The 14366-nt window shown below is 69.9% G+C and carries 11 protein-coding genes and 1 pseudogene; 10 read left to right on the forward strand and 2 right to left on the reverse strand.

Features of this window, described 5'->3' with window-relative positions:
• Positions 1-15: 15 nt before the first annotated feature.
• The 8 genes and pseudogenes from QWU11_RS03495 to QWU11_RS03530 all read left to right on the forward strand — a co-directional run bounded on the left by QWU11_RS03495 (position 16) and on the right by QWU11_RS03530 (position 9733).
• A complete protein-coding gene (locus QWU11_RS03495; protein ID WP_290103520.1) occupies positions 16-1422 on the forward strand; it encodes a hypothetical protein in 1407 nt (468 codons plus the stop codon).
• A gap of 98 nt (positions 1423-1520) precedes the next feature.
• Entirely contained in the window at positions 1521-4274 is a 2754-nt protein-coding gene (locus QWU11_RS03500; RefSeq protein ID WP_290103521.1) for a hypothetical protein, read from the forward strand.
• A complete protein-coding gene (locus QWU11_RS03505; protein WP_290103522.1) occupies positions 4271-4657 on the forward strand; it encodes a hypothetical protein in 387 nt (128 codons plus the stop codon). Before QWU11_RS03500 ends, QWU11_RS03505 begins: the two co-directional genes overlap by 4 nt.
• 137 nt (positions 4658-4794) lie before the next feature.
• Positions 4795-6162, forward strand: coding sequence for a glutamine synthetase family protein (locus QWU11_RS03510; protein ID WP_290103817.1), 1368 nt, complete (start codon positions 4795-4797; stop codon positions 6160-6162).
• The gene (locus QWU11_RS03515) at positions 6159-7505 is read left to right on the forward strand and encodes an aldehyde dehydrogenase family protein (RefSeq protein WP_354670805.1); all 1347 of its coding nucleotides are present in this window, start codon (positions 6159-6161) and stop codon (positions 7503-7505) included. The genes QWU11_RS03510 and QWU11_RS03515 overlap by 4 nt, the downstream gene beginning before the upstream one ends.
• A 22-nt stretch (positions 7506-7527) precedes the next feature.
• Complete coding sequence (locus QWU11_RS03520; protein ID WP_290103524.1) at positions 7528-8292, forward strand: 3-oxoacyl-ACP reductase; 765 nt, start codon at positions 7528-7530, stop codon at positions 8290-8292.
• A complete protein-coding gene (locus QWU11_RS03525) occupies positions 8289-8978 on the forward strand; it encodes a gamma-glutamyl-gamma-aminobutyrate hydrolase family protein (RefSeq protein ID WP_290103525.1) in 690 nt (229 codons plus the stop codon). Before QWU11_RS03520 ends, QWU11_RS03525 begins: the two co-directional genes overlap by 4 nt.
• 135 nt (positions 8979-9113) lie before the next feature.
• Positions 9114-9733 (forward strand): annotated as a pseudogene (locus QWU11_RS03530) (gamma-glutamyl-gamma-aminobutyrate hydrolase family protein).
• A 55-nt stretch (positions 9734-9788) separates the two neighbouring features.
• On the opposite strand, the gene QWU11_RS03535 reads toward QWU11_RS03530, so the two are convergent.
• Positions 9789-10553 carry an SDR family NAD(P)-dependent oxidoreductase gene (locus tag QWU11_RS03535; RefSeq protein ID WP_290103526.1) on the reverse strand — a complete coding sequence of 255 codons (765 nt, stop codon included), beginning with the start codon at positions 10551-10553 and terminating at the stop codon, positions 9789-9791.
• Positions 10554-11438: 885 nt separating this feature from the next.
• On the opposite strand from QWU11_RS03535, the gene QWU11_RS03540 reads away from it, so the two are divergent.
• Positions 11439-12827: a DUF222 domain-containing protein gene (locus QWU11_RS03540; RefSeq protein ID WP_290103527.1), complete on the forward strand. Its 1389-nt coding sequence runs from the start codon at positions 11439-11441 to the stop codon at positions 12825-12827.
• A 107-nt stretch (positions 12828-12934) separates the two neighbouring features.
• A complete protein-coding gene (locus QWU11_RS03545; RefSeq protein ID WP_290103528.1) occupies positions 12935-13090 on the forward strand; it encodes a hypothetical protein in 156 nt (51 codons plus the stop codon).
• Between the two features lie 413 nt (positions 13091-13503).
• Here QWU11_RS03545 and QWU11_RS03550 read toward each other — a convergent pair whose 3' ends face one another.
• The gene (locus QWU11_RS03550; RefSeq protein WP_290103529.1) at positions 13504-14286 is read right to left on the reverse strand and encodes a class I SAM-dependent methyltransferase; all 783 of its coding nucleotides are present in this window, start codon (positions 14284-14286) and stop codon (positions 13504-13506) included.
• Positions 14287-14366 lie beyond the last annotated feature (80 nt).

The raw sequence follows: 14366 nt of genomic DNA on the forward strand, positions 1-14366 counted from the left end.
GACGAATGGTCGGCATTGCGAATCGCACGCCGCGTTCGCTCACAGCATCGGTTCAGCTTCGACGGTCAGGACACCGACGTCGTCCGCCTGCCGCCGGCCGCCGTGACCCGGCTCATCCAGCAGCTCGCGAGCACGGTGACGTCCAGCGTGCACCAGATCGTGCCGCTCGCCCCGCGCTTCGAGGCGGCCGACGCGTTCTCCGACACCGTCTGGCGCTCGCTCGCGGAGGACGAGGAGCGAAACGTGCAGGTCAAGCGCCTGCACTTATTGCCCTCCGGGAGAGGCGACCAGGACCTGGCCGACCCGCGCGACGAGAGCCCGCGGTACGAGGTGCGCGGCCTGCCCATCCAGCAGCTCATCGACGAGGAGCCGGCCGCCCTGCCGCTGAGCAACGTGTGGCTGATCGACGGCACGACGGTCGTCACGCAGGAGCCGCAGGGCTCGCCCTTCTGGCAGGTCAGCACGCGAACGGCCGACGTCGAGCGGTTCCGTGAGATGTGGAACAGGCTCTGGAGCCGCGCGGAGACCACCTGGGAGAGCGTCCCGGCCGGCCTCGACCTCACCGAGCAGCTCGTGCTCAGCGCCGACACGATGGCCACCATCGCGCCCTTCTCCTGCATCCAGCCGACGGACGGGCGGTCGACCTGCTCGTGGTACCACGGCGTCTGGCAGCACCTGCGGCTGTTCAACATGGTGAGCAGCCCGGACTGGCACTCCCCGTTCTACGAGCACGCCCTCGACCAGGCGTTCCACGGGCTGGCCGGGGAGAAGCAACCGCGGGTGCTGATCACCGGGACTGCCGACTACACGCTCCTCGCGTACGTCCTGCGGGCGGCCGCGAACGCGCGGGCCGACGCCGGGATCACGGTGGTGGACCGCTGCCGTACCGCGCTCCTGTCGTGCCAGTGGTACTCCCAGCGGTGGGCGACGCAAGAAGCCCTCGGTACCTGCACGGTCGACGTACGCGAGGCGGACGTGCTGGAGATCGCGCCCGATCCGGTCCGCTATCACCTGATCACCACCGACGGTTTCCTCACCCGCCTGGAGACGAGCACCGCCAAAGAGGTGATCCGGTCCTGGCACGAGCTGCTCGAGCCGGGCGGCACGGTGATCACGACCGTGCGCGTGCATCCGCTCGACGCGCCCAGGGGAAGCGTGCTCGACGAGGTGTCCGACTTCGCCCTGCGGGCCCGCGACCGCGCACAACGCTGGCGCCGATATCTCAAGTCGCGGGTCAACGACATCACCTCGGCGGCACAGCAGTACGCCCTCTCGATGCGCAGTCAGGACCTCGGCGACGCCGCGACCATCGGCCGGCTCTTCGCCGAACAGGGTTTCAAGATCAGATATTCGAGCCTGAATTCCGTCCCGGGCGAGCTTCGTCCCGCGACCTACATTCAGATCATCGCCGGAAAGCTCTAAGCGCCACCGCACGGTCGAGGAACGAGGTCGCCGAGATCATTTTGGATTTCGGCGGCGGGGGGCTCGTTCATCCACTTCTCTGGGTGAAGAAGAGGTCGATGTCCACGGAGCCCGCTGACTGGAAAGAGTTCCAAGACCGTCTGGCGGACGAAGACGAACGCGGTGCCGTCGAGGTCCTCGCCGAGATGGTCGCCGCCGCGCGGGGCGCCGCGGTCGGCCCGAGCCGGGAACCGCTGTTGCGCGTGCGTACGACCTTCGCCGCGGGCGACGGCCGGCCGTCGGTGTCGTGGCGTGTCTCCGCACCCCGCTCGGACCAGGCGATCGACCTGCGCCTGCCCTTGTCGGACCTGCGAAGGGCGGCCGCGTCGGGTGAGACGGTCCTGCGGATCCTGGCGTACGCGCTGGCGGCGCACTACCGGGGGCAGCCGGAGTCGCGCTGGCACCCGCACGCCTTCGGCCGGGCGCACCCCGCGGAACCCTCGGCGATGCTCGACCGCGTCCGTCGCTACCGGCTCCTGCTGGAGAACGAGACGATCGACCAGCACCTCGGCAACGACCTCGACGTCCTGGTGTACGGGAAGGTCGGCGTCGGCAAGACGATGATGGCGACCTGGCACGCCTCCCGGCATCTGGAGGAGGACGGCGGCCTGGTGTGGCTGGACCTGACCGACCCGTACGACTGCGACGAGTCGGTCGCCTACGGCCTGCTCACCATGGAGCGGTGGCCGAGGACGCTGGTCGTCGTCGACAACGTGCAGGCCAACGTCTCGGCCGCGCGCGGAGTCTTCGACCTGGTGAACCAGCTGCGCGCCGAGATGCGGCTCGGGCTCGTCGTCCTGGCCACCGGGTCGCCGCTGACGGCCCAGGTCGAGCCGCCGCTGTCCTCGACGCATCTGGTCCTGGTGCCGATCAACAACCGGAGGGTCGTCCAGGCGATCCTTCACGACGCCGAGGACCTGCCACCCGGCGACCGGCAGTGCGTCGAGGACCTCGCCGACGGCGACTGCTTCCTCGCGACCAAGGCCCTCGAACTCCGGCAGCGCCTTCACCGGGTGCCGGACATGGGGGAGCTGGTGGACTATGTCGCCGAGAGCATCGGCGTCGACCGGGTGAGCTCCGGGGCGCGGCGCACGCTGTACACCCTGGCATGCCTGTCGCTGTTCGAGATCGAGATGCCCCGGCGCCAGAGCGTCAGCAACGGGCTGGAGGGCCTGGAGGAGCTGCGGTCGGCCGAGCTCGTCCACCTCAACGACGAGTCCTACACCATCGGCCCGCGGTCGCAGGCCAAGCTGCTGGTCCGTCACATCAAGCGATCGTGGCAGGAGCGCCAGGCCCTGCCGAGCCCGGACAGGGTCGTCTACGAGCACCTCCAGCGCTCCGGCGCGGCGCAGATCAAGGCGACGCTGAACCGCCTCGAGCTCCTCCCCTTCGGGCACGAGGGACCGTTCGACCCCAAGCAGCTCGCGAGCGCCTGGAGCGCTCTGGGGTTCCTCGGGGACTCCCTCGCCGGGCGTGTGCTGGACGATCCCGGGTGGGGGGACGAGGTGGCGTCGGCCGCCTTCGCCGGCATCGCCCTGTCCTACCTGGGCAAGGCGGACGCTTGGCGCGAGTGCGCGAACTTCGTCCGTGGCCGGTGGAGCTACGACACGTCCGGTGACCTGCCCACCTGGGTCGGCGAACCGTCCGCGGACCTCGACAGCTTCGTACGGATCCACGACCTGATGGCCGCCGAGAGCGCCGCCATCAACGGGGGCGCGCCCTCGGCGACGGCCCAGTCCCTCGCCCCGGAGACGGCGTGCCAGGGCTGGATGCTCGGCGTGCTCCTCAGCTTCGAGGCGACGGCGATCGATCGCGACCCGCCCCGGGTCGACCGCCTGCGGCATATCGCGCAGCAGGCGATCGAGGCGGGCACGTTCCGGTCCGCGCAGATGCCCTGGATCACCGCTCAGATGATCCTGGGCCTGTGCCTGGCCGGTTACGACGAGACCGACCACGCGATCCAGCAGGCGTGCAGGTGGCTGTGCCAGGACAAGAGGCTGGGCGGCGCGTACGAGTCGGGCTGGCACAACGGCGTCGCCGGCGACGCCTCCGACGCGATGTCGACGGCCCTGTGCCTGTCCGCCCTCCTGCACGCGGGGTACCCGCAGCCGGCGAAGGTGCGCACCAGCTACGAGCGTCTGTGCCTGGCCCAGGACAGCATGGTGACCAACAACCAGGAGACCGAGCTGTCCCTGATCGTCGAGGCCCGGATCCGCACCGGGGACGAGTGGGAGGACCTCAAACCCGCGATCATCCACCTGCTCGGCTGGGCCACCCGCGCCGACCGGCGCGGCCCCGAGCTGCGGGCGACCCGCCCCGGCGAGCCGCTGAGCGCGAGCGCCAAGGCTCCCTTCATCGCCGTCCAGCTGTGGATCATCATCTGGACGACCGTCAACCGCGAACTCCGCCGCATGCTGCACGAACTGTGGGGCATGGAAGACCTCCTGCCTCCCCCGCGGCCCGTCAACACCGGCCGGCCCGCCGCCGACCGCTCACGGGAGCCGGCGGTGCCGCTCCGCGCGATCGAGGCCGACGTCAACCGCGCGATCACCCGGCTGCGACGGGAGATCGAAGAGCACATCAACACCCGCGCGAGCATGATCGACGACCTTCTTCCCTCCGTACAGGCGACGTTCCAGCGCAGGCTGGACCTGTGGAACTCACGCGGCCAGACGCTGGACGCGATCGAGCACGAACTGGCACACGGAGGCGTCTCCGGGATGCTCGTCTCGAAGCTCAACACTCTGGGACAGGAGATCATTCGTTCGGGCTGGCGCCGCATTCCCGATCCGAACGCCCGAGGGGAACCATGAAGCTCGCGCCCCCGCCGATGCTGACCGAGCGGGTCCTGCCCTCCTCCCTGCTGAACTTCCTCGCCGGTCTGCTCGCGGGCGCGGGCATCAACCTGCTGACGGCCGTGGAGACCGGGCCGACCGAGGTGCCGTCGGGAAAGATCGTGGTGGACTCCACCGCCTGGGTGGCGGCGTCGGTGTTCGCCGCGTGGGCCGCGCACATCGCCAACGGGGCGGAGCGCCGGGCCGATCTCGCGATGGACGAGCACCTCACCGCCGAGGAGAAGAACGGGATCTTCCGCACGGAGTCGGCGCGCATCTCCGGTAAGTTCTGGTCGCTCGTCAGCCTCACGGCCGCCTCCGTGCTGCTGGCGATCCTCCTCATCCCGCGCCTGGTGATCTGATCCCGGCCCGCCGAATCTTGACCCGCCGAAGCCTTGACACGGCACAGCTCAGACGCATCAATGGTCGCAAAACACACCATTAATTTCGAAGATCAGCTCTCCGGGCGCTCCGTGCCCGCCGTCCCCCGAAAGAGAGCATCGTGCCGAACCGAGGTCTGCTCACTCTGGAGCAACTGTGGGTCGAGGTGGAGGCGGACCGGATCGACACGGTCCTCATCGTCGTCACCGACATGCAAGGAAGGCTGCAGGGCAAACGCCTGTCCGCCCGATTCTTCCTGGAAGAGGTGGCGGCGCACGGGTCGGAGGGGTGCAACTACCTGCTCGCGGTCGACGTCGACATGAACACCGTCGACGGGTACGCCATGTCGTCGTGGGAGCGCGGGTACGGCGACTTCGTCATGCGCCCCGACCTGTCCACACTGCGCGCGATGCCGTGGCATGACGGGTCCGCGCTGGTGTTCGCCGATCTTTCGTGGGAGGACGGAAAGGACGTCGTCGCGTCGCCGCGGCAGATCCTGCGGCACCAGCTCGCCCGGCTCGCCGAGCGCGGCTGGGGCGCGTACGTCGGCACCGAGCTGGAGTTCCTGGTCTTCCAGGACTCCTACGAAGACGCGTGGAACCGGCACTACCAGGACCTGACGCCGGCCAACCAGTACAACGTCGACTACTCGATCATGGGGACGTCGCGCGTCGAGCCGCTGCTGCGCCGGATCCGCAACTCCATGGACCGCGCCGGGATGTACGTCGAGTCGGCCAAGGGCGAGTGCAACCTCGGCCAGCACGAGATCGCCTTCCGCTACGCCGACGCGCTGAGCACCTGCGACAACCACGTGCTCTACAAGACCGGCGCGAAGGAGATCGCGGCCCAGGAGGGCATGTCGATCACCTTCATGGCCAAGCCGAACGAGCGGGAGGGCAACTCCTGCCACATCCACATCTCGCTGCGGGCCGACGACGGCACGCCGGTGATGTACGGCGACGGAGAGCACGGGCTCTCGCCGATCGGTGAGCACTTCATCGCCGGGCAGCTCGCCTGCATGCGCGACTTCACCCTCCTGTACGCGCCGAACGTCAACTCCTACAAGCGATTCGCGCCGGGCTCGTTCGCGCCGACCGCGATCAAGTGGGGGCTGGACAACCGCACCTGCGCGCTGCGGCTCGTCGGCCACTCCGGCTCGTCGCTGCGCATCGAGAACCGCGTCCCCGGCGGCGACGTGAACCCCTACCTCGCCGTGTCGGCGCTGATCGCCGCCGGCCTGTACGGCATCGAGAACGAGCTGTCGCTGGAGGACGCCTACGGCGGGAACGCCTACAACTCCGGCGCCGACCAGGTACGCGCGACGCTGCGCGAGGCCTGCGCCGACTGGACCGGCAGCGCCCTCGCCCGTACGGCCTTCGGCGACGAGGTCGTGGACCACTACGCCAACAACGCTCGCGTCGAGCTCGCGGCCTACGACCGCGCGGTGACCGACTGGGAGCTGTTCCGTAACTTCGAGCGCACCTGATGGCCTACCAGGTGATCAATCCGGCGACGGAGGAGGTCATCACGTCGGTGCCGATGGCGGACGCCGGGGAGGTCGACGCCGCCGTCGCCCGCGCCGCCGCGGCGTACGAGACCTGGCGGCACGTGGCCCCGGGCGACCGGGCCCGGTTGCTGCGCGCCTTCGCCACCGTGGTCGACGCGCACATCGAGGAGCTGGCCGGGCTGGAGGTGACCTCGGCCGGGCACCCGATCGGCCAGGCGCGCTGGGAGGCCGGGAACGTCCGCGACGTCCTGAACTACTACTCGGCGGCGCCGGAACGATTGTTCGGGCGGCAGATCCCGGCGCCGGGCGGGCTCGACGTGACGTTCCAGGAGCCGCTCGGCGTGGTCGGGATGATCGTGCCGTGGAACTTCCCGATGCCCATCCTGGGCTGGGGCATGGCGCCGGCGCTCGCGGCCGGCAACACGGTGATCGTCAAGCCCGCCGAGGCGACCCCGCTGACCGCGCGCCGCATCGGCGAGCTCGCCCTGGAGGCCGGGCTGCCTCCGGGCGTGCTGCAGGTCGTCCCCGGTGAGGGGCCGGTCGCCGGGCGGCGGCTGGTCGAGCACCCGGCCGTACGGAAGATCGTCTTCACCGGGTCGACGCGCGTGGGCAAGGAGATCATGGCGGCCTGCGCCACGCAGGTGAAGCGGCTGACGCTCGAACTCGGCGGGAAGAGCGCCAACATCGTCTTCGCCGACGCCGACCTGCCCAAGGCCGCCGCGTCCGCGCCGTACGCGGTCTTCGACAACGCCGGGCAGGACTGCTGCGCCCGCTCGCGCGTGCTCGTGCAGCGCGGCGCGTACGACGAGTTCATGGAAATGCTGGAAGTCGCGGTGCGCGGCGTCCGCGTGGGCGATCCGCACGCGGCGGAGACCGAGGTCGGGCCGCTGATCAGCGCCGCGCACCGGGAGAAGGTCCGCGGTTTCGTCCGCGACGACGTCGCGTTCCAGGGGAGCTGCCCGGAGGGTCCGGGCTACTGGTTCCCGCCGACCGTGCTGACCGGGGACGGGCGTGCCTGGGAGGAGGAGATCTTCGGGCCGGTGGTGAGCGTCCTGCCGTTCGAGGACGAGGCCGACGCCGTACGCCTCGCCAACGACACCTCCTACGGGCTGGCGGGTTCGATCTGGACCCGCGACGTGGGGCGCGCGCTGCGGATGGCGCGGGCGGTGGAGGCGGGCAACCTGTCCGTCAACTCCCACTCCGCGGTCCGCTACTGGACGCCGTTCGGCGGCTTCAAGCAGTCCGGCTTCGGCCGCGAGCTGGGCCCGGACGCCCTCGGCGCGTTCACCGAGACCAAGAACGTCTTCATCGCCACGGACTGAAGTTTTCCGAATCGGAGGATCAATGTTGCGCCTGCAGGACCGCGTCGCGGTCGTCACCGGGGGTGCCAGCGGCATCGGGCTCGCGACGGCGCGGCGTCTCGCCCAAGAGGGCGCCAAGGTCGTGATCGCCGATCTCGACGAGACGACCGGATCGGGCGTGGCCACGGAGATCGGCGGGGCGTTCGTCCGCGCCGACGTGACGAGCGAGGTCGACGTGCGCGCGATGTACTCCTTCGCCCACGAGACGTACGGCTCGGTCGACATCGCGTTCAACAACGCCGGCATCTCCCCGCCCGAGGACGACTCGATCCTGACGACCGGCCTGGACGCCTGGCGGCGCGTGCAGGAGGTCAACCTCACCAGCGTGTACCTGTGCTGCAAGTACGTCATCCCGTACATGCAGGCGCAGGGGCGCGGCTCGATCATCAACACGGCCTCGTTCGTCGCGGTCATGGGCGCGGCGACCTCGCAGATCTCCTACACCGCCTCCAAAGGCGGCGTGCTGGCGATGTCACGGGAGCTGGGCGTGCAGTTCGCCCGCGAGGGCATCCGGGTCAACGCGCTGTGCCCGGGGCCGGTGAACACCCCGCTGCTGCAGGAACTGTTCGCGAAGGACCCCGAGCGCGCGGCGCGGCGGCTCGTGCACATCCCGATGGGGCGGTTCGCCGAGGCGACCGAGATCGCCGCCGCGGTGGCGTTCCTGGCCAGCGACGACGCCTCCTTCATCACGGCGGCGGAGTTCCTGGTGGACGGCGGCATCTCGGGCGCGTACGTCACGCCCGCATGACCGCCGCTCCGCTGATCGGGATCACCTCCTATGTCGAGCTCGCCCGGTTCACGGTCTGGGAGATGCCGGCGACGCTGCTGCCGCACGCGTACGTCGAGCAGGTCGTACGGGCCGGTGGGCAGCCGGTCGTGCTGCCGCCGGCCGGCGACCCGTCCTCGGTGCTGTCCCGGCTGGACGGGCTGATACTCGTCGGCGGCGGCGACGTTTCCCCGGCGTCGTACGGGGCCGTGCCGCATCCCCGTACGGGCTATGTCCGCGACTTCCGGGACACGGCCGAGCTGGCCCTCGTACGCGCCGCGCTCGACCGCGGCCTGCCGTTCCTCGGCATCTGCCGGGGCGCCCAGGTGCTCAACGTCGCGCTCGGCGGAACGCTCCACCAGCACGTACCGGACGTCGTGGGCGACGAGCGGCACTCCCTGACCCCGGGGAGCTACAACCGGTTTCCGGTCACGGTGGCCGTGTCCTCGCGTCTCTTCGCGGCGGTGGGCGCGCCGGCCGTCACGGTGGCGCACTACCACCACCAGGCCATCGACCGGCTGGGCGCGGGGATGACCGCGTGCGCGTGGGCGGACGACGGGCTGATCGAGGCGGCCGAGGTCGAGGACCATCCGTTCGCGCTGGGCGTGCAGTGGCACCCCGAGGTGGACGAGGACCTCTCCCTCTTTCGCGCGCTGGTACGTCACTGACCGGTCAAGTCTCGGTCACACGAAAATCATCTGGGGTGAGCGTGACGGAGTGCCACGCTTATATCGGATCCTGTGACCAAACCGGTGATCGGCGTGAGCGCGTACGCCGAAATGGCCCGCTGGGCGGCGTGGAACATGCCCGCCAGCGTCGTGCCTCAGCGCTATCTCGACAAGGTCGTCGCCGCGGGCGGCATCCCGGTGATTCTCCCGGCGGTCCCCCGCATCCCCCGGGTCCTGGCCCGCCTCGACGGGCTGCTGCTCGTCGGCGGCGGCGACCTGGATCCGGCTCGGTACGGGGCGGTGCCGCATCCGCGGAACGGCTACGTCAACGCCGTACGGGACGAGGCGGAGACGGCCCTTCTGGAATGGGCATCTGCCGGGGGCTCCAGCTTCTGAACGTCGTGCTGGGCGGGACGCTCCACCAGCACATTCCGGACGTCGTGGGCCACGAGGGCCATTCGGGCGGCGACGGGATCTTCACGAGGCACGAGGTGCATCTGCACCCGCGCTGCGTGCTGGCCAGGGCGCTGAACCGTACGACGCTGGACGTGCCGAGCCTGCACCACCAGGCGATCGACCAGCTCGGCGACGGATTGAGCGCGTGCGGCTGGGCGGACGACGGGCTGATCGAGGCGGTGGAGCTGGAGGGCCACCCGTTCACGGTCGGGGTGCAGTGGCACCCGGAGGCGGACGAGGGCCTGGACGTCTTCGCCGCGCTGGTGTCGGCCGCCGCGATTCCGTCCCCGGCCATGTGAGCTTTCGTGGCCGCTGCGCCGGGCGCTCCGCCTGCGGACGCGCTCTTCCGCCGTGTCACCAGGCGCTCGCGCCACCGTCGACCGCGTAGTTGGCGCCCGTGATGTACGTGGCCCGGTCGGAGGCGAGGAAGGCGGCCAGCTCGACGATCTCCTCGGGTCGGGCGAACCGCTTCAGCAGCGTCTTGCCGGTGATCGCGTCCCGCATCGCCTGGTCGTCGCCGAGGTCGCGGTCGCTGGCCGGGGTGAGGACGGGGCCGGGGCTGATCGCCACCGCGCGGATCCCGTGGGGCGCGCCTTCCAGCGCGAACTGCCGCGTCATGGCGATGACGCCGGCGTTCGCCGCACTGTGCGCGACCATTTTCGGAACCGCCCCGGCGATCATCCCGGCCACGGACGCGACGTTGAGGATGACACCACCACCGCGCCGGACCAGGTGCGGCCAGGCGAACTTCGACACGAAGAAGGGGATGTCGAGCTCACCGGCGATGGTCCCGCGCCAGGCTTCTATGGAGAAGTCGGGCATCGGCCCGAAGTACTGCATGGCCGCGTTGTTGTAGACGACGTCGAGCCCGCCGTACGCGGTCGCGGCCCTCTCGACGAACCGCTCCACCTGATCGGGGTCGGTGAGGTCGACCGGCGCGATGCCCGTCATCCGCCCGCCGGCCCGGCGTACGAGATCGACCGTCTCGTCGTTGCCGTCGGCCTTGACGTCACATCCGATGACCTTCGCACCCTCCCTCGCGAAGGCCAGCGCCGCGACGCGCCCCTGGCCTCCTCCGGTGCCGGTGATGAGCACGACCTTGTCGTCCAGCATTGCCATGGGAATCCTCCTGATCCGTGACCCGGTGGCTGCGTCCGGTCCAAGCACGACCACGCCTTCCTGGCGGGCCTCCGCACGAGCGGCCGTCGTGCCGTCCTCGTGCGGCGAAGCGGCCACGGACGTTGGCGTCCGTCGCCTACCTGCGAAAATACAGATACTTGCTACGTCAAGCAAGTATCTGATCTAGACCGACCCGGAGCCCACGGCCTGAACCGCGGCGACATCCGCCTACGACGGCCCGCGAGCACGGGACGCCACGCCTGTCCGTACCTTCGCCGCGGGAAGCAGGGAGTGGGGTCATCTGGGCGGTCTTCCGCGACACCACGACGCCTTCCGCAAAGCCGACGTCGTCCCTGTCGACCGCCACGGCCCGGACCTCGCCGACCGTCTCCGGAATTTCCCCCCGGTGGCGTGGATGCGATGTTTGGACGACACCTGGCGATGACGCGCATCTCACGGAACCCCCGAAGGATCGCACTTTACAGTCTCCTATTAAATGGCCCTTCTCGCCTGATCCCGTACATCTCAGACTGCCCGCCGAACGACGCCGCCTACCGCGTCCTCCGACTACACATCAGGGGAAAGAAGCCTGCCTCTCACCGTAGCCAGGGATGGTGCGACTCACTCCAGGCGGCCGACCGGACCGCCTCGACGTCGGGTTCTACTCGATCCCAAAGTGACGGAGCGCCCAGCGGCTTGGAAACAGGCCCCACCATTCCGCTTCGTCCGACATGTGCGTGACTTAAGACCGACATTGCTCACATGTATAGCAATATTGATTAATTATTGCCCAGCTTCTTCGGACTCCCCCTTCCATTGCCTCGAAGCCAATTCATTCGCTATTATGTTCGAAGGTGGACTGGATTATTGGGGGGTGTTCTGTCGGTGGAGACTCTGACGCGAACGCCGATGCCGCAGGCCGTGACACCTGCGGAAAAGGCGCAGGTGACGGGGACGTCTCTGGAGAGTCCGCCGGGGCCTGATCTCGGCACCTTGTCCGATTACGCCCTGATCGAGGCGATGGTGGCGGCGCGGCGGCAGGCCTCACGAGCACAGGCGGTCGAGCTGGCAGCGGTCGCGGAGCTGGCGCGGCGCCGCGACCCCGACGACGGCCAGGCCGCTGGCGCTGTCTTCGGCAGCGGCAGCCCCGAGCGTGAAGGTGCCACTCCGGACGATGGCGGCCCGAACAACACTGCTCCGAGCGGTACCGCCTCAGACGGCAGCACCGCTCCGACTAGCGCCGGCTCCGGCGGCGCTGGTCCGGCGATCTGGGTGGTGCCGCCTCACGAGTACCTGATCGACGAGGTGGCGGAGGCGCTGACACTCACGTCGGCGTCCGCCGATGGCCTGATCCGATTCGCAACCGAGCTGACCAGGCGGCTGCCCGGCACATTCGCCGCGCTGAGCAGCGGCGAGGTCGACTATTACAAAGCCCGCACCATCTGGCACTGCACCGGCCAGGTCGACGCCAACGTCGCGGCGGTGATCGAGACGAAAGTGCTCCCCAAAGCGCCGGAACAGACAACCGGTCAGCTCCGGGCAAAGATCCGGCGATTGATCCGGCGATTGATCCGGCGACTGGACCCCGACGCCCTGGCACGCCGCCGCGAGGAGGCGGAAGGGGAGCGTGCCGTACAGCTGATCGAGACCGATACCGGTACGGCCGACCTGATCGGCCACGATCTGCCCGCCGAGGCCGCCAGTGCCGCCTATGGGCGGATCTCGGCCATCGCCGCCGGCCTGAAGAGCGGTGGCGACCGGAGGGGTCTAGATCAGCTCCGCGCCGATGTGTTCGTGGCCCTGCTACGCGGCACCCTGACCACCACCCAGCCCCCCGCCGGCACGACCGAGCCACCCCCCGAGCCGACCGGGGAACCGTCCCGCCGCCCGGAACAGGACTGGAACCACGTCGATGACGCGGTCGCCGACATCATCGCCGAGACCGCCCGCGCAGAGCTGAACGCACTCACGCAGGCCCACCCCGAACTGACCGATCTGCCCGAACGACATCGCCGGCTCGCGGCCCTGATCGCCCAGGCCGGAGCCCGCATCACCGAATCACTCACCACCTTGCGCACCCCCTGGTGCCCTCCCGGCCAACACAACCCAAATCAGCACGGCTCGATCAGCACAACCTCGATCGTGGCCGACTCGACGGATCCGGGCGCCGCCGCGATGACTCCTGCCGAGACGTCTCCGTTCGCGGGGCGCCCGGTCGTACGGGTGCACGTGATGTTGATCAGAGTCGGGCCGGCCATCGGCCACCGGCGGTGATTCGGCGGTTGGTCGAGCACCGGGACCGGAGGTGCTGTTTCCCGGGGTGCCGCCGGCCGGTCCGGCACTGCGACGCAGACCATTCAATTCCGTTTCATCGTGGCGGTGTGACCTGCCCCTGCAACCTCGCGATGCTCTGCCGCCACCACCACCGGCTCAAACAGACCCCAGGCTGGCGGATCGAGCACATCTGGCCCGGCGTCATCTTGTGGATCGGCCCGAGCGGCCACTGGCGGATCACCGCACCCGCGGATCGCGAGTGACGGGGCTCTCGCTGCGGGAGGGTATCGGCTGAGTGTCGCGGGACTGGCGCCCCGCGGGGCGACTCAGCAGGCACGGTGAGGTGGCCCCGCACCCGACGCCGGCGGTCGGCGGCATCCCACCGAGGCTCGGCGGGCACGGTGAGGTGGCTCGGCGGGCCCGCGGCGACGCCGGGGCTCGGTGAGCGCGATCGACCAACTCATGGGCTTGCGCCGGACAGGCATGGCCATCGGACCGTCGGTCCTGTCGGTCAGCGCTCGATGGCTTAAGACTCGACGGCTCCAGGTCCGGCGCGGCCCGAAACTACATGGCCCTGTACCCAGCAGCGCAGCCCAGCGCCGAACGCGGACGGTGAACTGCGGGGTACGGGCTGCGGGCTGCGGGGCCGGCCGCGCAGCGTATGGGTCGGCGTGCGTTACAGCCGGTTCTGTGCGACGGCCCGTACCGTGACGGTGACGAGGGGCATGTCGAACTCGCCGTCCGTCGTCGCGGGGTTCGCCCGCAGGTAGGCGAGGACGCGCCCCATGAGCTTTTCGCGTTCGTCGTCGGGCAGGACGAGGACATGCGAGTGGGTGGCGAGGGTGGCGACGAGCGACTCGGCCGTACGGCGCTGCGCGTGCGGGAAGGACTTCTCCTCGAGCTCGGGGAAGTGCGGCGTCGGGCGGAGCCTCGCGTGCCCCTCCCACCGGGTGTAGGAGACGCTGCTGCGCGCCACCTCCTTGAGCCCGTCCACCCAGGGCACCCGGTCGTCGTCGGTGTTCCACAGCCCTGCGAGCACACCACCGGGAGCCAGCACGCGGGATATCTCGGGCATGGCACGGTCCAGGTCGAACCAGTGCATCGCCTGGCCGACGAGGATCGCGTCCACGGCTCCGTCACCGAGCGGAATGCTCTCGGCGGTACCGGCCAGCGCGGGCACACCGGGCAGGAGCCGGCGCAGTTCGGCGAGCATGGCCTCGTCCGGCTCGACCGCGACGACCTCGGCGCCGGCGCGTACGAGCCCTTGGGTCAGCTTTCCGGTTCCGGCGGCCAGGTCGAGAACCCGCAACGGCGTCCGCATCCGTACGGGCTCCAGCGCCCAGCGGATCGCGGTCTCCGGGTAATCGGGCCGCTCGGCGGCGTAGGCGGCCGCCTCCGCGCCGAACGACGCCGCCCGCCGCGCAACGAGCTCCGGCGAACTCTCCGAGGGTGGGGCCATGCCCTCACCGTAACCAGACACGCTCAGGCCGCCGTCAACAAGGTGCACCTCGTCGGCAAAGGCAAAGCGACACCTCGCTC

This window comes from Actinomadura sp. DC4 (genome assembly GCF_030406325.1).
GTDB lineage: Bacteria > Actinomycetota > Actinomycetes > Streptosporangiales > Streptosporangiaceae > Actinoallomurus.

Coding starts and splice junctions, on each gene's coding strand:
- QWU11_RS03500 (WP_290103521.1), top strand. CDS start 1,521: ATGTCCACGGAGCCCGCTGACTGGAAAGAGTTCCAAGACCGTCTGGCG.
- QWU11_RS03505 (WP_290103522.1), top strand. CDS start 4,271: ATGAAGCTCGCGCCCCCGCCGATGCTGACCGAGCGGGTCCTGCCCTCC.
- QWU11_RS03520 (WP_290103524.1), top strand. CDS start 7,528: ATGTTGCGCCTGCAGGACCGCGTCGCGGTCGTCACCGGGGGTGCCAGC.
- QWU11_RS03525 (WP_290103525.1), top strand. CDS start 8,289: ATGACCGCCGCTCCGCTGATCGGGATCACCTCCTATGTCGAGCTCGCC.
- QWU11_RS03535 (WP_290103526.1), bottom strand. CDS start 10,553: ATGGCAATGCTGGACGACAAGGTCGTGCTCATCACCGGCACCGGAGGA.
- QWU11_RS03550 (WP_290103529.1), bottom strand. CDS start 14,286: ATGGCCCCACCCTCGGAGAGTTCGCCGGAGCTCGTTGCGCGGCGGGCG.